The sequence below is a fragment of the Paraburkholderia fungorum genome, assembly GCF_046027215.1.
GTDB lineage: Bacteria > Pseudomonadota > Gammaproteobacteria > Burkholderiales > Burkholderiaceae > Paraburkholderia > Paraburkholderia fungorum_D.
In genome coordinates, this window is record NZ_JAQQEN010000001.1 from 1,729,688 (window position 1) to 1,747,354 (window position 17,667).

At 62.2% G+C, this 17,667-nt stretch carries 12 protein-coding genes; 10 read left to right on the top strand and 2 right to left on the bottom strand.

Annotation, left to right across the window (positions count from 1 at the left end):
* Nucleotides 1–141: 141 nt before the first annotated feature.
* On the bottom strand, nt 142–2,937 hold the full coding sequence (locus tag PQR27_RS07655) for a winged helix-turn-helix domain-containing protein (protein ID WP_408511616.1): 2,796 nt from the start codon (nt 2,935–2,937) through the stop codon (nt 142–144).
* 354 nt (nt 2,938–3,291) lie between these two features.
* Here PQR27_RS07655 and PQR27_RS07660 point away from each other — a divergent pair, with 354 nt between their 5' ends.
* From PQR27_RS07660 to PQR27_RS07690, 7 genes are all read left to right on the top strand, one after another.
* A complete protein-coding gene (locus tag PQR27_RS07660; protein ID WP_408226441.1) occupies nt 3,292–4,062 on the top strand; it encodes an enoyl-CoA hydratase/isomerase family protein in 771 nt (256 codons plus the stop codon).
* An 82-nt stretch (nt 4,063–4,144) separates the two neighbouring features.
* Nucleotides 4,145–5,386 (top strand): thiolase family protein, encoded by a 1,242-nt coding sequence (locus PQR27_RS07665; protein ID WP_408226444.1) that lies wholly within the window; start codon nt 4,145–4,147, stop codon nt 5,384–5,386.
* Nucleotides 5,387–5,419: 33 nt separating this feature from the next.
* A complete protein-coding gene (locus PQR27_RS07670; RefSeq protein WP_408226447.1) occupies nt 5,420–6,565 on the top strand; it encodes an acyl-CoA dehydrogenase family protein in 1,146 nt (381 codons plus the stop codon).
* Nucleotides 6,566–6,727: 162 nt separating this feature from the next.
* Nucleotides 6,728–7,597, top strand: a complete 870-nt coding sequence (locus PQR27_RS07675) for an SDR family oxidoreductase (RefSeq protein WP_408226450.1) — start codon at nt 6,728–6,730, stop codon at nt 7,595–7,597.
* A gap of 58 nt (nt 7,598–7,655) precedes the next feature.
* A complete protein-coding gene (locus tag PQR27_RS07680) occupies nt 7,656–9,314 on the top strand; it encodes a sulfatase-like hydrolase/transferase (RefSeq protein WP_408226453.1) in 1,659 nt (552 codons plus the stop codon).
* 56 nt (nt 9,315–9,370) lie between these two features.
* Nucleotides 9,371–9,568 (top strand): hypothetical protein, encoded by a 198-nt coding sequence (locus PQR27_RS07685; RefSeq protein WP_408226456.1) that lies wholly within the window; start codon nt 9,371–9,373, stop codon nt 9,566–9,568.
* Nucleotides 9,569–9,624: 56 nt separating this feature from the next.
* A complete protein-coding gene (locus PQR27_RS07690) occupies nt 9,625–10,764 on the top strand; it encodes a formylglycine-generating enzyme family protein (RefSeq protein ID WP_408226460.1) in 1,140 nt (379 codons plus the stop codon).
* Between the two features lie 27 nt (nt 10,765–10,791).
* Here the strand turns inward: PQR27_RS07690 and PQR27_RS07695 are convergent, their stop codons facing one another.
* A complete protein-coding gene (locus PQR27_RS07695; RefSeq protein WP_408523055.1) occupies nt 10,792–11,853 on the bottom strand; it encodes an MBL fold metallo-hydrolase in 1,062 nt (353 codons plus the stop codon).
* Between the two features lie 321 nt (nt 11,854–12,174).
* Here PQR27_RS07695 and PQR27_RS07700 point away from each other — a divergent pair, with 321 nt between their 5' ends.
* The 3 genes from PQR27_RS07700 (at nt 12,175) to PQR27_RS07710 (ending at nt 17,575) form a co-directional block, all read left to right on the top strand.
* Entirely contained in the window at nt 12,175–13,977 is a 1,803-nt protein-coding gene (locus tag PQR27_RS07700) for an acyl-CoA dehydrogenase (RefSeq protein ID WP_408523056.1), read from the top strand.
* 416 nt (nt 13,978–14,393) lie between these two features.
* Nucleotides 14,394–16,169, top strand: coding sequence for a DUF1302 domain-containing protein (locus tag PQR27_RS07705; protein ID WP_408452737.1), 1,776 nt, complete (start codon nt 14,394–14,396; stop codon nt 16,167–16,169).
* 29 nt (nt 16,170–16,198) lie between these two features.
* Nucleotides 16,199–17,575, top strand: a complete 1,377-nt coding sequence (locus PQR27_RS07710) for a DUF1329 domain-containing protein (protein WP_408226472.1) — start codon at nt 16,199–16,201, stop codon at nt 17,573–17,575.
* The last annotated feature ends 92 nt before the right edge of the window (nt 17,576–17,667 follow it).

Consider the following 17,667-nt stretch of genomic DNA (forward strand, 5'->3'; position numbering starts at 1 on the left):
CCTGGCTGTGATCCGAAGCTGTGATCCCCCTATTCCGGGCAGGGGCACGCGGGCGGGCATGCGTGTACGTTCCGGCGCGTGCTGAAGGGCGCGCGAATGCGAGGGCGGACATGGCGATCCACGGCCCGCTTGATCGGTCGGCTACTGGATGAATCCGTGCTCGCGCGCCCACATCATGGCGTCGTAGCGCGTCGAGACGCCGAGCTTGGTGAGGATATTCCGTACGTTCCACTTCGTCGTGCCGACCGTGATGTTGAGCGTCAGCGCGATGCGTTTGTTCGACATGGCCTGCGAGATCAGCAACAGGATTTCGAGTTCGCGCGGCGTGAGGCTCACGTGTTGCGCGGCCAGCGAGGCAGTACCCGAGGGGCTGACTCGAACGGGGGCCGTGCCGAGCTTGTCGAGCACCGTGTCGAGATAGTGCGCGGCCTGCGTGCCGAGGGCCGGTTCGTGACGCACCGTTGCGAGCAACGGACCGATCCGTTCGCCTTCGTCGAGGAAGGCTCGCATCAGCCCAAGTTTCGCGCCCGAGCGCACGGCATCGGTCAGGCATTGGGTTGCCGCATCGTGCTGCTCGAGATTGTCGAAGCTCACGGCCGCCAGCAGGTTCGCCCGCACGAGCAGCCGCTCGCGCCCGAACGATCGCGCGAACGCCCGGACTTCATCGAGCGCATGGAGCGCCTGACTGGCATCGAAGTTTGCCAGTGCGAGCCGCGCGCGCGCGAACGCAGCGATCGCCGAAAGCTCCGCGTGGAAGCTGGCGCCGCGGTGCGCCTCGCCGAGCGCGCATAGTCTTGCGACTACGTCGTCGGCGCGAATGTGATCGCCGTCGGCAAGCAGGATGCGCGCCTGTTCGGCGAGCATGTACCCCATCGGCCTCGCGAGGCCAAGACCGTGGAAGTGCGCTGCCTGGACATCGAGAAAGGCGAGCGCCGCCGCGGAATCCTGTTGCAGACGATCCAGCCGCGCATGGCATAAGGAGGCCTGAATCATGACCTCCGGCCACGATGATCGCAGGATGCGCGCCCGGTTGGCGAGGACCTCGCGCGCGTCATCGATGCGGTCGAGTTCGTAGTACACCTCGCCCAGCATCGCCGCACAGGTACTCGCGCACACCGAATGCCGCCCATAGGACGATTCCGCCTGTTCGAGGAGAGCCGATGCCAGGTGGACTGCCTCGCTCACCCTGCCTTGCGCCAGGTAGATGGTCGGCAGCGTTGCCTCGACGAGCAGCGCAATTTCGCTGCCGTGGTCTTCGGCCATGACCGCGTTGTCATTGAGCAGTCTCAGCGCGTCCTTGACGCGGCCATTGCGGGCATACGCGTTTGCCAGCGCGCCGAGATAGAGGTACTTCAGCATCCGGTTGTCAGGCCATTCGCTGCGCGGGCGCTCCAGTAGTGCAATGACGCGTTGATTGTCATCGCGCTGCGTGGCGATAGCCGCTTCTGCCAGCGCCAGGTGCACCGCGGCGGCGGGGTGGCTCGCCATATCGGTGCGCCGAAGCTGCTCGAGCCAGCGCTGCGCGAGCGAGGGTCGGGCCGTCAGCGCATACGTGAGGCAGCCCAGAAAGAAGAGCCTCGGGTGAGCGGACAGTGCTTCCTGTGGCAGGTGCTCGAGCAGATGCACCATTGCGCCGACATAGCTGAGGCTCCAGTTGGCCGGTGCCGCTTGCTCGATGGCGTTGACGGCAAACTCGACGTCGCCGCCCAGATTGGCGTGGCGGACCGCTTCCACGAGGAGGTCGTGGCTGGCGAACCATTGGCTGCCGCGACGATGCAGCGCTTCGACGGCATCCTTGCCCCGTTGCGCAAGCCGCGCGGCGAGGAATTCGCCGAGCAGCGGATGAAACCGGAACCACGGCGAGCGATCGTCTGACTCGACGCGCTGGATCAGCAGGCTTTCGTCCTCGGCTCGCCGCAGCAGATCGGCTGCATTCTCCGCGCCGGCAACGAACGCGGCGAGATCGGCGTTGAAGCGCCGGAAGATGGAGATCGACTCCAGGAAAGCGATCAGGGCCGGTGGAGACTGCGCGATGACATCTTCGGCGAGATACGCCTGGAGATCGCCCGATCGCCACAGGAATGCGTGCAACTGCTCGCGTGTACCCGGGCGGCTGCGCAACATGATGGCGATGAGTTGCAGGGTCGCCGGCCATCCCTGGGTCATGTCCTGGATCAGCCGCAGTTCATCGGCGGTGAGCTTCATCGTGCTCAGATTCTGCTCGAAAAACGCGTGGGCTTCTTCGCGGCTGAACGGCAAATCCGAAAAGTCCACCTCGGCCACCTGTCCGTAGACGCGCAGCCGGCTGATGCTCAACGCAGGCGCCACGCGCGACGAGATCACGATGTGCAGATTGCCAGGGCTGTGGGTCAGCAACTTCTGCATCAACTGATGCGCCCACGGGTCTTCGACGTGGTGGTAGTCGTCGATGAAAAGATAGATGTCCTTGGCGAGTTCCTGCGCGCCGGCGATGATCGCCGCCACCACGTTTTCGATCGATCTTGCGCCGTGGTCGTCCTCCGCCAGCGTATCGTCGTCTACCTCGATGCCAAGACGTTTGAATGCGGCGAGCAGGTAGCGGCAGAACACCGAGCCGCGCCGGTCGTCCTGGGTGAGCGCGAGCCATGCGACTTCGGCGCCGGCCTTCATCAGTTCCTGGCGCCACTGCACGAGCAGGATGGTCTTTCCAAAGCCGGCGCCCGCAGTGACAAGCGTGATCGTGCAATGCTGGGTTTCGCGCAGCCGGTCAAGTAGTTGCCTGCGTGGGATGTGTCGCGTGCCGATGCGTGGCGGTGCGAACTTCGCTTGCACGAGCAGATCGTCGAAATGCATTGTCGGAAATTTTCTGGGGTCGATTGCCACCAGCGCGTTCTCGCGCGGGTGCGTGGCCCGGGAGCGTACGGTGGCAAGGAGAAACTGAACAGCGAGGGTTTTCACCAAGGCACACGCAATGGCGCGCAGCAACCGCACCGGGCGAGCGCCTGATGGCTGGCGGCACCCATCCTGTTTGCATGCTAGCACGTCCTTTATGCAAGATCGGCAGCTCACAAGTCGCGCCTGACGGGTCTTCCGCGTCGCGCGGCGGCCCAGAGGCCGTTGCCTACCCGTTGATCCCCCCCGCAAATGGAGGGGAATCCATCGACTCAAATCCCTATCGTAGCAATGCACGAGTGACACCACCGGTGCGCAAGCGCCGCAGCACGTATGGGGCGTGCGCGTCCAGCCACGTGCGGACGGGTGTCATGCAGCTTACGTATCGCCTGAAAAATGGCATGAATCGAGGAGAACAGCATGAGCGTTTCGTTTGAAGTACGGGGTTCCGTCGGCTGGATCACTTTGGCGCGGCCCGAGGCCATGAATGCGCTGGAGCGCGGCATGGTGGATCGCATGACGGCCAAGCTGGTCGAGTGGAAAGATGACGCGCAGGTTCGCGTGGTCGCGTTGACCGGCACCGGTCGCGCATTTTGTGCGGGTGCCGACCTCAAACAGGTCGGCGCGCCGACCGCGCCTGGCGAGATGGACTTTCTCGATGCGATCGTGGTGTTTTTCAACACGCTGCGCGCCTTCCCGCGGCCCGTGATCGCTGCGGTCAACGGCATCGCATTGGCCGGCGGCCTCGAAGCTGTGATGGCTTGCGACTTTGTGATCGCGGCGCAGAGCGCGCGCTTTGGCGATGCGCACTCGAACTTCGGCGTGTTCCCGGGCGGCGGCGGTGCGGCGCTCCTGCCACGTAAGGTGCCCGTCAACGTAGCCAAGTACTTGCTGTTCACCGGCGATTCGCTGCCGGCCGAAGACATGAAGACCTACGGCCTCGTCAGCGAAGTGGTGGCGGACGCGGAATTGCAGGCGCGCGTCCAGGCGCTCGGCGAGAAGCTCGCGGCCAAGAGTCCCATCGTGCTTACCCGGATGAAGCGGGTGGCTGACGAAGCCGCCGACAAGTCGATCGCGGACGCGCTGCGTCACGAGGTTCTGGAACTGCGCAACCATCAGCGCTCGTACGACATTCAGGAAGGCCTGCGCGCGTTCGTCGAAAAGCGCAAGCCCGAATTCAAGGGCTATTGAGCGGCGAGGGGCGCATCCGGCCCCGCGAACGTCCCGGCGCTGCCGGCAAGCTACCAACATTAAGAAAACATCTGAGGTAAACATGGAAGATATCTACATCGTCGGCGTTGGCATGACGCCGTTCGGTCGCCACATGGACAAGAGCGTCAAGCAACTGACGGCATGGGCCGTAGAAGATGCGCTCAAGGATGCGGCGTGCGACCGCAAGTGGGTGCAGGCGGCATTCTTCGGCAACACGACGCAAGGTCACTTCGACGGTCAGCACATGATCCGCGGTCACGTCGCGCTGCTGCCGATGGGTTTTGGCGGCATTCCGATCTACAACCTCGAAGGCGCATGCGCGTCGTCGAGCGCGGCCTTCAATCTGGGTGTCATGCAACTGCGTGCCGGTGCGGCCGACGTGGTGCTGGCCGTGGGTGCGGAGAAGATGTACACGAACGACAAGGCGAAGATGTTCTCGTGCTTCGAGTCGGCGTGGGACATCGAGACGCTCGAGGAAAACAAGAACTACCTGGCGAACATGGGCAAGGATATCGTGCCGCCGCCGGGCTCGCAGTCCGACAAACCGTATAGCCCGTTCATGGATGTTTACGCGGCGCTCGGCCGGGGCTTCATGTCGCGCTTCGGCGTTACGCAGCGCCAGATTGCGGCGGTGGCGTCGAAGAATCACGGCCACTCGGTGCACAACGAGCGCTCGCAATACCGCAAGCCGATGAGCATCGAAGAAGTGCTCGCCGCGCCGCCGATCACGTACCCGATGACGCTGCCGATGTGCTCGCCGATTTCCGACGGCGCCGCCGCGGCAATCCTGTGCACAGAATCTGCCCTGAAGAAATACGGCTTCGATCGCAGCCGTGCGATCAAGGTAATGGCTAGCGTGATGCGCTCGGGTTCGGCGCGTGCCGCCGACGACCACGCAAACGCCTGCACGCCGCTCGCTGCCAAAGATGCATTCGAGCAGGCTGGTATCAGCCCGAGCGAAATCAATGTGGCCGAACTGCACGATGCGTCGGCGATCGGCGAACTGATGCTGTTCGAAGGTCTGGGGCTGCGCGAGCCGGGCATGAGCGGCATCCTCGCCGAACGCGGCGAAACCACGATCGGCGGCTCGATTCCGGTCAATCCGTCGGGCGGCCTCGAATCGAAGGGCCATCCGATCGGCGCGACCGGCCTTGGACAGATCTTCGAGCTGGTCGACCAGTTGCGCGGCAATTGCGGTCCGCGCCAGGTGGAAGGCGCGCGCTTCGCGATTCAGGGCAATGGTGGCGGTCTGTGGCGTGTCGAAGAAGCCACCGAACACATTGCCATCCTCGGCCGGGTTTGATTCCCGAACTTACGGTTACTGCAGAGAAAAACCATGAATATTGAAATGCCGACGGAATACCAGCGCGAAGCGGTGGAGAGTTTCCGCAAGTTTCTGAATAGCGAGATTCGCCCGATCGCCAAGCAGTTTCGTGACCGCTTCATCTTCAAGGAGAAGATGCGCGAGATCACGATGGCCATTGCGGAATTCGGTTTGCCTGGCGCATCGCTCGCGGAAGAGCATGGCGGCATGGGCCTGTCGATGGTCACTGAAGCGATGCTGTTCGAAGAGCTCGTCACGGTGTCGGTCGATATCGGGCTGTGCGTGATGATCAACAAGGGCATGACGCAGCTCGCCGCTGACCTGCCGTCGCCGCTGCGCGAACGCTACCTGCCCGACATGCTGGCCGGGCGCGGGTTCGCGAGCTTCTGCATCAGCGAGCCGGACGTCGGCTCGAACGTGGCGGACATCAAGGTCACGGCACGGCGCGACGGTGACCACTTCATTCTCAATGGCGAGAAGACGTGGATCTCGAACGGCGACTACTCGGACTGGATCGTCGTCACGGCGCGCACCGGTGAGAAGGAGTTGACGCACATCCTCGTCGATCGCAAGGAGCATGGGTACGAGTCGCGCAACATCGAAAAGATCGCGCTGAACTCGCAATCCACCGCGCAGATTTTCCTCACCGACTGTCGTGTGCCCGTCACCAATGTGGTGGGCACAATCGGCGAGGGGCTGAAGAACACGATGAAGACGTTCGAAAAGGCACGCGCCAACGTGGGCATGCTATCGGTGGGCCTCATGCGTGCCGCGCTGGAAGAGTCGATCGCCTACGCAACGGAGCGCAAGCAGTTCGGCAAGAAAATCGCCGGCCATCAGCTGATTGCGGAAAAAATCGCCGAAATGGCGACGATGACCGATGCGGCGCGTCTGATGTGCTTCCGCGCCTTCTCGATGATGGACGCAGGCGTTCGTTGCGATGTGCAGTCGTCGATGGCCAAGTGGTTCGCCACCGAGGCAGCGGTCAAGGTGTGCCGAGACGCGGTGCAACTGCATGGTGGCAACGGTCTGACGAAGGAGTTCAACGTCGAGCGTCTTGCGCGTGAAGCGATCGTGATTCCGATTCCGGACGGCACGACGGAGATCCAGAAGCTGATGATCTCGCGCGCGCTGACGGGTATTGGCTCGTTCATCTAAAGCCGCTTCGGCACGGGTGCGCAAAAGTCAGGAGATGGACAGCGCGCGCCCGTAGCCGCTGGTGCGGCAGGGCGGGTAGCATGCGGTCCGCCCGCCGGGGACGCACAAAGGACCCACAGGTTCTTGTGCGCTTTTGGCAGCCGCGCTCATCGGGCAACGTTCATGCCTTATCAATCCATCTACCGGCCCGGCCTGTTCGAGGGCAGGGTGGTCATCGTGACCGGTGGCGGTAGCGGTATCGGCCGCTGTACCGCGCATGAACTGACGGCGCTTGGTGCGCGCGTCGTCATCGTTGGACGCAATGCCGAAAAGCTCGCACGGGTGAAGGCGGAGATCGAGGCCGATGGGGGCAGCGTGTCGTCGCACATCTGCGACATCCGTGACGACGCAACAGTGATGTCGACCGTCGACGCGGTATTGGCCGATCACGGGCGTATCGACGGTCTCGTCAATAATGCCGGCGGCCAGTTTTTCTCTCCCCTCAAGAGCATTTCGTCCCGGGGCTTCGACGCGGTGGTGCGCAACAACCTAACCGGCGGCTTCATTTTCATGCGCGAAGTGTTTGTGCGCTGGATGGAGCAGCACGGCGGTTCGATCGTCAACATGACCGCCGACATGTGGAATGGTTTGCCCGGCTTCGCACATTCGGGATCGGCTCGCGCCGGCATGCATTCGTTGACCGAAAGTGCCGCATCCGAGTGGGCTGCATCCGGCGTTCGGGTGAACAGCGTCGCGCCCGGTCTCATCGCTTCCAGCGGCTTCGACAACTATTCCGGCGAAGCCGCATCGACCATTCTCAGCTTCACGAAAACGATACCGGCTCAGCGCTACGGCACCGTGGCCGAAGTCTCGGCGGCTATCGTGTTCCTTCTATCGCCCGCAGCGGCGTTCATCACCGGCACCTGCATCCGCGTGGATGGCGGTGGGCCTAATGCGCGTAGTCACTGGACGTGCCCGCCACACCGGAACAACGTTCCGTTCGAAGGCTTTCATCTGGACGCGTTGCCGGATCTGCTCAAGCGCGGTCAGTGAGGTACGCGGGCCGAACACTCGCGTGTGAAGAATATGTACAACAACAGGAGACGTTTTCGTGAAACGCATCATGCCGATAGCGTTCTGCGTCGCACTTGGGGCGACACTTGGGGCCGTCAGTTCAATTGCCGCACCGACCATTACCGAACCGACCAGGGTTCAGGGGATGCCCGGCTATAACCAGCCGAATCAATACCTGACCCGTCGAGCCGTCAAGGTGGCGGACAACATGGAGCCGGTTATCGACAATACCGAGCAGAACCGCGAGGCGCGGCAAAAGCTCGAGGCATTGCAGCAGAAGACGGGCAAGCGGCCGAATGTCGTCATCTTTCTGCTCGATGATGTGGGGTACAGCGATTTCGGCTTCAACGGCGGCGGCGGGGCAGTCGGAAACGACACGCCGGATGTGGACCGTATCGCCGGCCAGAGCCTGGTTCTGAGTTCGGCCTACTCGCAGCCGAGCTGCTCGCCCACGCGCGCTACGATCATGACCGGCCAGAACATGGCGCATCACGGCATTCAGGTGCCGCCTATGTACGGCCAGCCTGGCGGCCTGGAAGGGCTCACCACGCTTGCGCAACTGATGTCGCGCCAGGGTTATACGACCCAGGCGGTCGGCAAATGGCACATGGGTGACAACGTGGGCTCGCAGCCGCAAAACGTCGGGTTCGACGATTTCCGCGGCTTTCTGTCCGTGTCCGATATGTACACGGAGTGGCGAGACCCGGAGTACAACCCGGAGATCGCACTGAGCCCCGATCGCTACAACGCCATTCGCAATCTGCCGTTCAACAAGAGCGACGTGCATGCGGTGAAGGGCGGAAAGATCGAGAACCTGTACGAGATCAACACCGACACCATCAAGGATCTCGACCAGAAGTGGCTCGCCTATACGGTCGACTTCCTGAACCGCCAGAAGCAGGCGGAGAAGCCCTTCTTCCTCTATTACGCACCGCGTGCGTGTCACTTCGACAACTATCCGAACGACTACTACCGCGGGCGTTCGGCATCGCGCACGACGTACGGCGACTGCATGGTCGAAGTCAACGACCTCTTCAAGAAGATGATCGATACGCTTGAGGCCAATAACGAACTGGATAACACGGTCATCTTCTTCGCCTCGGATAACGGTCCAGAGCAAGAGGTTCCGCCGCACGGCCAGACGATGTTCCGCGGCGGCAAGGGTTCGACGTGGGAAGGCGGTGTGCGCAGTCCGTTTTTTGTGTACTGGAAGGGCATGATTCCCGCGCGCAAGTCCGACGGGTTGTTCGACTTCGCCGACCTGTTCAATACGTCGCTGTCGCTTGCCGGGCAACCGGGTGCGGCGCTGGCGAAACAGGTTCCTGCCACGACCTATATCGACGGTATCGATCAGACCTCCTTCCTGCTGGCTGACAAGGGCGTATCGAACCGCCGGAGCATTTTCTACTTCTGGAACGACGAAATAGCAGCGGTTCGGGTCGACGAGTTCAAGTTCGTGATCAAGGTGCAGCTTGCTGATTCGGTGACTCAAGCCGGGTATAACGGAGGCTTCAGCGGCACGATCGCACAGCCGTGGACGGCTCTGATGTTCAACCTCTACACCAATCCGAAGGAAGACGAGACGGTCAGCATCCGGCATATTCCGGCGGCTATTCCCATAGCCGGAGAGCTTCAGCGTTATCGCGAGGTGCTGAAGAAGTACCCGCCGCGCACCCAGATCTCCTTGAAGCAATGACGCACGCCGGCGCTCTCACGGGCGCCGGTACGGCCATCGATGACGGAGGTTTGGACGTGACTTCACCCAGGAAGAGAAAGCACATCTGGATCACGGCCGCGCTGGCCGTCCTCACATTGGGCTGTGCGTTCGCTGTCTATCAGTACAGCGAGGAACCGGCTGCGTTCAGCGTGGCCGACGGCGTGGCCGGCTTGCGCAATATCGTCCGGATTCCCGGCGACGTCGCCTCGATCATCGGTGCTTCATATCGGTGAGCTAGACACCGGTGCGTCCATCGGTTTTGGTGTAACGCTTGATTAGAGGTTTCAGAATGATTCCAGCAAAGAGACGAAAACACATCGGGTTCGCAGCGGTGCTGGCCGCGCTCATTCTAAGCTCTGCTGTCGCGGCCTATCAATACAACAAGGAGCCCGTTGCGCTCAGCGTTGGCGATGGCAAAACCGGTCCGCGCGACATGGTCTGGATTCCCGGTGGCGAGTTCGCCATGGGAAGCGATCACCAGCACGCTCAGCCGAACGAAGGCCCGGCTCATCGGGTGAAAGTGAGTGGTTACTGGATCGATCGCTACGACGTCACCAACGCGGATTTCGCGCGCTTCGTCGCTGCGACGGGCTACGTGACGACCGCCGAGCGCAAGCCGCGCTGGGAGGACCTGGCCGTGCAGTTGCCGCCGGGTACCCCGAAGCCTGCCGACAGCGTGCTCGTGCCAGGGGCGCTGGTGTTTGCCGGAACAGACGCGCCCGTACCGCTGGAGGACTATTCTCGCTGGTGGAAGTTCGTTCCGGGCGCAAACTGGCGGCATCCGACTGGACCCGATAGCAATATCACGGGAAAAAACAAACATCCCGTAGTGCAGGTGTCCTACGAGGATGCGCAAGCCTACGCACGGTGGGCACACAAGCGGCTCCTCACCGAGGCGGAGTGGGAATACGCGGCAAGAGGCGGTCTCGAGCAGGCCGACTACGCGTGGGGAGCCGAATTTGCACCGCGCGGAAAGAAGATGGCCAATACGTGGGACGACGCGTCCCGGCCATTTCCTGTTACCGCGGCGCGCGGCACCCATGAAAAGGTGCAGGTCGGCACCTCGCCCGTTGGCCGCTACGCGCCGAACGGCTATGGTCTGTACGACATGGCCGGCAACGTCTGGCAGTGGGTCGGCGACTGGTATCGCGCGGACGCGTTTCGTATCGAAGCGGCGAGTGCGCGCGTCGTCACGGACCCGAAAGGCCCGTCGAACAGTTTTGACCCGGCATTGGGCGAGACCGCTTACGCACCCGCTCGCGTGACCCGTGGCGGCTCGTTTCTGTGCAGCGAGACGTACTGCATGAGCTACCGGACAAGTGCGCGGCGTGGTACGGATCCGATGAATGGTATGTCGCATCTTGGCTTCCGCCTCGCGATGGACGAGAGCGAATGGAAGCGTGAACGCGACAGGCCCGACGCGAAGTAGCGCGGGCGCTACATATCGGGCCCGCCGTTAGCGGGCCCGATACCACGCGACGCCGTCCCCGTCCGTCTCGATCGAGGCTTGATCACGGGCCACGAGGTAGTTCAGGTGGGCGATGCTCTCGCCGGTAGCGAGTCCCAGCAGCGAAGCATCCGTCGACGAGATCGCCCGCGCGAAGAGGGTGCCGAATACGTCGATCACTCGGCTCGGCGACTGCAATGCCGCGTGCAGTCGCGCGAGCACGCGCCGCTGACTGGACGCGAGACGATCGAGCCGTTCGTGCAGTCCGACAAAGGGTTCATTGTGCGCGGGCAGTACCAGCACATCGTTCGGCACCCGCTGCCGGATCTTTTCGATGGATGCGAGCCAATCGGCGAGCGGGTCGGCATCGGGCTCGGTCGGATGCACGGAGACGTTGGAAGAAATGCGCGGCAGCACCTGATCGCCCGAGATCAGGAGTCGCAGTGACGGGCAGTACAGGCACGCATGTTCGGGCGTATGGCCCGAACCGACCACCACCTCCCACTCGTGTTGGCCGATGCGAATCACCTCGCCATCCTGGATGCGCCGGTAGCTATCTGGCAGTGGCGACGTCATCCTGCCGAAGCCGCCGAAGCGCTGCCGGTAAGCGCCGATCGCGTTTTCATCCCAGCCCGCGCGGCGATAGAAAGCGATCGCCTCGTCCGGCGCTGCGCGACCGGTGTCCCCCACCAGCACGCGGCAATTGAGATATTCGAGGCGCGTCATCCAGAGGCGGCATTCGAACCTGCGCGTGAGCCATCCCGCCATCCCGACGTGGTCAGGATGCATGTGCGTGACGATGACGCGGCTTGGCCTCTGTCCGGCGAGCGGCCCGTCCAGCACCTCGTTCCACGCGGCAGTCGTGTCCTCGTTGTAGACGCCGGTGTCGATCAACGTGTAGCCATCCGTGTCCGCGATCGCCCACAGGTTGATGTGGGTCAATGCCGAGGGCAGGGGCATGCGTATCCACTGCACACCGGGTGCGACCTCGCGCGTATCGCCGCGCTCCGGCGGCGTACCGCAGGGATAGCTGAGCACGCCGCGGGTATCGCTGCTGTGGTTGTCCGTCATCGTTGTTGTGTCCTTTCGTGTGCAGATCTACAGGATGCTTCACCCGTAAGACATGTATCGCGATTCGAGTGAAATGTCACCCTCCGTTCGGGGGGGGGGCGACGTGCCAGCCACTTTCCCGTCTCTGTCGGCGTGCGAACCGCGCATGCCGCGCGTGGGCGCCCCGTCTTTACGAGGGGGAGGCACAGCGCTTGAAAGATGCTTAAATCTGGACCCACTTCGACGTGCTGCCGCCCTGCATGCCAGAGGAGCGGTGCGCGTTGGCACGCGGACGGGTCGCAGCACGTGCCCCAGTTTCCCATTCCAAAGAGGAGAAAGACCATGAGCTACATCGCGCCACTCAAGGACATGATGTTCGTGATGAAAGAACTGGCGGGTCTTGACCGCGTCGCGACGTTGCCGGGCTTCGAAGACGCGACCGAGGAGACCGCGCAGGCCGTGCTCGCGGAAATCGCGAAGTTCTGCGGCGAAGTGGTGGCGCCGTTGAACGCACAAGGCGACAGGAATCCGAGCACCTGGCTCGACGGCAAGGTGACGACGACGGCCGGCTTCAAGGAGGCCTTCCGTCAGTTCTCCGAAGGCGGCTGGCAGGGCGTCATGCATCCGGTCGAATATGGTGGCCAAGGGCTGCCGAAGCTAATCGCGACGCCTTGCCTCGAGATGCTGAAGGCCGCGAATCTGTCGTTTTCAGCGTGTCCGTCTCTCACGGACGGCGCAATAGAAGCGTTGTTGATTGCCGGTTCGCAGGCACAGAAACAACTGTATTTGCCCAAGCTGGTGTCGGGTACGTGGACCGGCACAATGAATCTGACCGAGCCGCAGGCGGGGTCCGATCTGGCGCTCCTGCGCGCGCGAGCTGAGCCGCAGGGCGACGGCTGTTACAAGATATTCGGCACAAAAATCTTCATCACGTGGGGCGAGCACGATATGGCGGATAACATCGTCCACCTCGTGCTGGCACGCACCCCCGACGCACCCGAAGGTGTAAAGGGCATCTCCCTGTTCATCGTCCCCAAGTTCCTCGTCAACGAGGACGGCTCGCTCGGCGAGCGCAACGATGTGCATTGCGTATCGATCGAACACAAACTCGGCATCAAGGCAAACCCGACTGCCGTGCTGCAGTATGGCGACAATGGCGGTGCGACCGGCTATCTGATCGGCGAGGAAAACCGTGGCCTCGAATACATGTTCATCATGATGACCGCGGCGCGATTTTCGGTCGGCATGGAGGGCCTCGGTGTGTCGGGCCGCGCGTATCAGAAGGCGGCCGCCTACGCGAAGGAGCGGGTGCAAGGTCGGCCCTCCGACGGTTCCGCGAGGCACGCGGTCGCGATCATCCATCATCCGGAGGTGCGCCGCATGCTGGCGACGATGCGCGCGCTAACCGAAGGGGCGCGCGCACTCGCGTACGTCGCGGCCGGCCATTGCGACATGGCGCATCGTCATCCGGACCCGGCAACGCGCGCCGAACATCATGCGCTCTATGAATTTCTGGTGCCGGTCATCAAGGGGTGGAGTACGGAGCTTTCGCTCGAAGTGACGGGCCTCGGTGTGCAGGTGCATGGCGGCGTGGGGTTCATCGAGGAGACAGGCGCCGCGCAGTACTACCGCGATGCACGCATTCTGCCGATCTACGAAGGCACCACGGCGATCCAGGCCAACGACCTCGTCGGCCGTAAAACGGTGCGCGACGGCGGCGAGGTCGCAAAGACGATTCTTGCGCAGATCGATCAAACGCTCGCGGCGCTGCAGGCACACGTTTCGTATGAGTCGAGTGCTGCCTTCCCGGCGCTGCATCGCCATCTTGCGGCGGGCCGGGGCGCGTTCGCGAACGCAATCGAATTCATGATCGCGCACTTCAGGAGTGATCCGAATGCGGCGTTCATTGGGAGCGTGCCGTACCTGAAGCTGACCGGGATCGTGCTGTGCGGCTGGCAAATGGCACGAGCGCTGCTGGTGGCGGCGGACAGGATGGCCGACGATCCGTCGTTTTACGGCGCGAAGATCGCCACGGCGCATTTCTACGCCACGCACGTGTTGCCCCAGGCGATAGCGCTCGAATTGACAATCCTCAGCGGACGGGGCGGTGAAGGTGTACTGGCGCTCGCCGAGGATCAGTTTTGACTGGCTGACTCCCCCTTCGTCCATACGCAGAAAACGGCGCCACGCGGGCGCCGTTTTTTCTTTTGTGCTGCCCTTTGCAAGCTATCTAGTAAACCCGCCCCCTCCTTTTTACAGGGGAGGGGATAGGGGAGTGCTGGCAATCTGACACTTAGCTGTTTGATACGGCTGTCGTATGGAAAAGCAAATCCATCGTTCGAGATTTCAGAGGAGGTCGACTGAGGATCGCAGTGACAGGTTGAGACGTGACTAACAACATAAAAGTCTGCGTTGAGTTCGATACAAGCGGGCGTCGAGACGGTGGATCGAGATTGCCTGATTCACCCGCAGCGGCAACCGGCGTAGCCCTGTCTGAATAAGAGTATCGGGGTTTGCGCGTGAGTGTGAACTCAGCCGGCAGGACAACAGGAGACAAAAAGATGTTTCGCAAGACAAAGCAAGGGGACTGGGTGCAGAAACTGCCGAGGCTGACAATTCTGGCGGGCCTGGTGTCGGCCGTCATGCCGATCTACGCGCACGCGTTCAGGATCGACACGGGATCTTCTGACTGGGAAGTCAACTGGGATAACACCGTTAGCTACAACATCGGTATGCGGACCGAGGGCGTCGATCCGATGATCGGAAATAATCCGAACTTCGATGACGGGGACTACAAATTCAAGCACGCCGGCGACATTGTCACCAACCGGCTGTCGGCGGTGTCCGAGTTCACCGCGGCTTATCAGGGGTACGTCGGTTTCAAACTGTCGGGCTCGGCATGGAAGGATTTTGCTTACGGCAGCGGCGACGCGACGAACCCGGGCATGTATGCGCCCGGCGTCACCTATCAGTCGATCAGGGCCTATCCGAACGGGCAGTACGGCTCCTATACGAACCGATACTACGTAGAGGGCGCGCAGCTGCTGGATGGGTTCGCTTTCTACAACTCGGAGATCGGCGGCAAGGCGATTTATTTCAAGGCCGGGCAGTTTACCGAGTACTGGGGTAATTCCCTCCTGTCTCCCACCCAGGGCATTTCGTATGGGCAGGGCGCGACTGACGGGATCAAGGCACTTAACTCGCCGGGCACGCAGACCAAGGAACTGCTCCTGCCGCGTCCGCAGGTCAGCCTGACAGCACAGGTGACACCGCAGGTGTCCGTGTCGGGACAGTACGAACTCGGCTGGCAGGCGAATCGTCTTGGCACGGGGGGCACCTACCTCGAGGCGAACGACGCGGTTGCCCAGGGGCCATCGGGCCTCTTTGTTACGACGTTGCCAGGCGCGGTGCGTCCGCTGTTTGGTTTGCCGCCGGGCGGCCCGTTTGGGTATGTCATCCCCCAGGGCACGGCTAACACGCCGCCGCAGCTGGACAACAACTTCGGCCTCAAGACGAGCTGGACGCCGAGTTTCATGAACGGCGCGATGGGTTTCTATTTCCGCCGCTTCGACGAAGCGCAGCCTTGGGTGTTGTCGGACTGGAAGAGCTTCCCGGCGTTGCATACCTCCCTGCCGACCGACTACCACCTCGCCTATAACCGCGGCGTCCAGCTGTTCGGCTATAGCCTCGACACGACGATCGGCAGCGTGGCCACGGGATTCGAAGCATCCTACCGGCGCAATACGGCCCTCAACACCGCGCTGAGTTCGAACATAGCGACCCAGACGGAAGGCGCGAAGGGTGATGTGCTGAACCTGGTCGCCAATGCAATCGTGCCTTTGTCGCGTTCGCCCCTTTGGGATACGGGTACGCTGATTGCCGAACTGTCGTACACGCATCTCATGTCCGTGACTCAGAATGCGTCGATCTATAACGGTCTGGGTTATGGCGGCTGCCCCTCCAACAACAAGTGGGCGGGCTGTTCGACCAAAAACTATGTGGGCGCCGGCGTCGTATTCCAGCCGCAATGGCTTCAGGTGTTCCCGGGCGTGGATCTGAGTATGCCGACCTCGATCACGGGCGGCCTCTATGGGAACAATCCGATCAACCCTGGCCCAGCGGGCGGGGGGCAGGGCTTCTTTATCTACTCCATTGGCGTCCAGGCACTGATTCGCCAGAAGACCACGGTCACGCTGGCCTACAACGGCTATCACGCGCACGTAAATGGTACTTCGACGACCCCGAGCGGCTTGACCTATGACAACAGCGGGGCCGCCGGGCTGGTCGATCTCAACGACCGCCCGTGGGTGTCGTTGACGATTCAATCGTCGTTCTGATTCGCACCAACAAGATAGTGGAGACATTCATGAAGATCTGGATTCATCTGGCTGCTGCCGGTCTGGTGGCGCTGCACGGCGCCGGCGCATTCGCGGCGGTATCGGCAGACGAGGCCAAACAGCTCGGCACTACGCTGACCGCGTTTGGCGCCCAGAAGGCGGCGAGTGCCGACGGCACGATTCCGGAGTACACCGGTGGCCTTACCCAGGCACCGGCGGACTTTGTGCCCAATAGCGGCAAATGGCCCGACCCGTTCAAAGGTGAAAAGGCCGCCTTCAGCATCACCGCGGCGAACATGTCGCAATATGCCGACCAGCTGACACCGGGCGTGCAGGCGCTGCTCAAGCGGTTTCCCGACTACCGCGTCGATGTCTATCCGACGCATCGCACGATCCGCTATCCCCAATGGGTGCTCGACAACACGCTGAAGAACGCCACCAGCGCGAAGCTGACCGGCAAGATCGAGGGCGACGGCGTGGAGGGTGCATTCGGCGGGATTCCATTCCCGATTCCAAAGAACGGCTACGAGGTGATGTGGAACGCGCTGCTGAACTATCAGCGCACGCAATACGACGCGAGGAACGTGGGCGCCTTTCTGGTCGATACCTCGGGAGGACGCACCGATCTGCCGGTTCTGGATATTGTTGAATTCCGGCCGTACTACGACCGCGCGTTGGCGGGCAAGAACTTCACCGGGTCATATGACCGGCTGTGGGTGCAACAAAAGACCCCGCCGACGACGGCAGGAACGTCGATCCTGGTGGACTACCCGATTAACTATTCCGAAGCCGATCAGACGACCTGGGCGTATTTTCCCGCGCAACGTCGCACCCGCATGGCGCCCGACTACAAATACGACACCCCTGCGGCGAGCTACGGTGGCGTCACGTTCTGGGACGAGGCTGCGGTCTTCCGTGGCCGGATGGACCGGTTCGACTTCAAGCTGATCGGCAAGAAGGAAGTGTTCATTCCGTATAACAACTACAAGCTTTCGCAAATTCCGCCGGATGACCTGTTCGGACCCAAGCACACCAAACCGGATGCGGTGCGTTGGGAGCGGCATCGTGTCTGGGTCGTGGAAGCCACGTTGAAGGCTGATGCGCGACATGCGTATTCGAAGCGGGTCTTCTATGTCGACGAGGATAGCTGGGCATTCAGCGAATCAGACGGCTTCGGCCAGGATGGCAAGCTGTGGCGCGTCGGTCTCGACTATTCATTCAACTACTACGACGATGGCGGCGGCGTTTTCGCCACTTCGCTGGGCTTCTACGACCTGCAAAAGGGGAACTACTTTGTCGCCGGTACGGCTAGCCTGAGTGGTCCCATGCAAGTCCGTGTGGCCGAAAAACTGGAAAAGCCGATGCTGTTTACGCCAGCAGGCATGGCGGGAACCGGCCTCCGCTAATGCTCGCACCGCAGTCCGGCGGGTAGTGTACGGACTGCTTCCCGGCTGGATGGCGGCTGCACGCCGCCTCCGGCCGGGAGTGCAGGGACCCG

What these genes read in the sequence shown, in the direction of transcription:
- PQR27_RS07660 (WP_408226441.1), top strand. Translation starts at nt 3,292, where the DNA reads ATGAGCGTTTCGTTTGAAGTACGGGGTTCCGTCGGCTGGATCACTTTG.
- PQR27_RS07665 (WP_408226444.1), top strand. Translation starts at nt 4,145, where the DNA reads ATGGAAGATATCTACATCGTCGGCGTTGGCATGACGCCGTTCGGTCGC.
- PQR27_RS07710 (WP_408226472.1), top strand. Translation starts at nt 16,199, where the DNA reads ATGAAGATCTGGATTCATCTGGCTGCTGCCGGTCTGGTGGCGCTGCAC.
- PQR27_RS07705 (WP_408452737.1), top strand. Translation starts at nt 14,394, where the DNA reads ATGTTTCGCAAGACAAAGCAAGGGGACTGGGTGCAGAAACTGCCGAGG.
- PQR27_RS07695 (WP_408523055.1), bottom strand. Translation starts at nt 11,853, where the DNA reads ATGACGGACAACCACAGCAGCGATACCCGCGGCGTGCTCAGCTATCCC.
- PQR27_RS07700 (WP_408523056.1), top strand. Translation starts at nt 12,175, where the DNA reads ATGAGCTACATCGCGCCACTCAAGGACATGATGTTCGTGATGAAAGAA.
- PQR27_RS07690 (WP_408226460.1), top strand. Translation starts at nt 9,625, where the DNA reads ATGATTCCAGCAAAGAGACGAAAACACATCGGGTTCGCAGCGGTGCTG.
- PQR27_RS07675 (WP_408226450.1), top strand. Translation starts at nt 6,728, where the DNA reads ATGCCTTATCAATCCATCTACCGGCCCGGCCTGTTCGAGGGCAGGGTG.
- PQR27_RS07670 (WP_408226447.1), top strand. Translation starts at nt 5,420, where the DNA reads ATGAATATTGAAATGCCGACGGAATACCAGCGCGAAGCGGTGGAGAGT.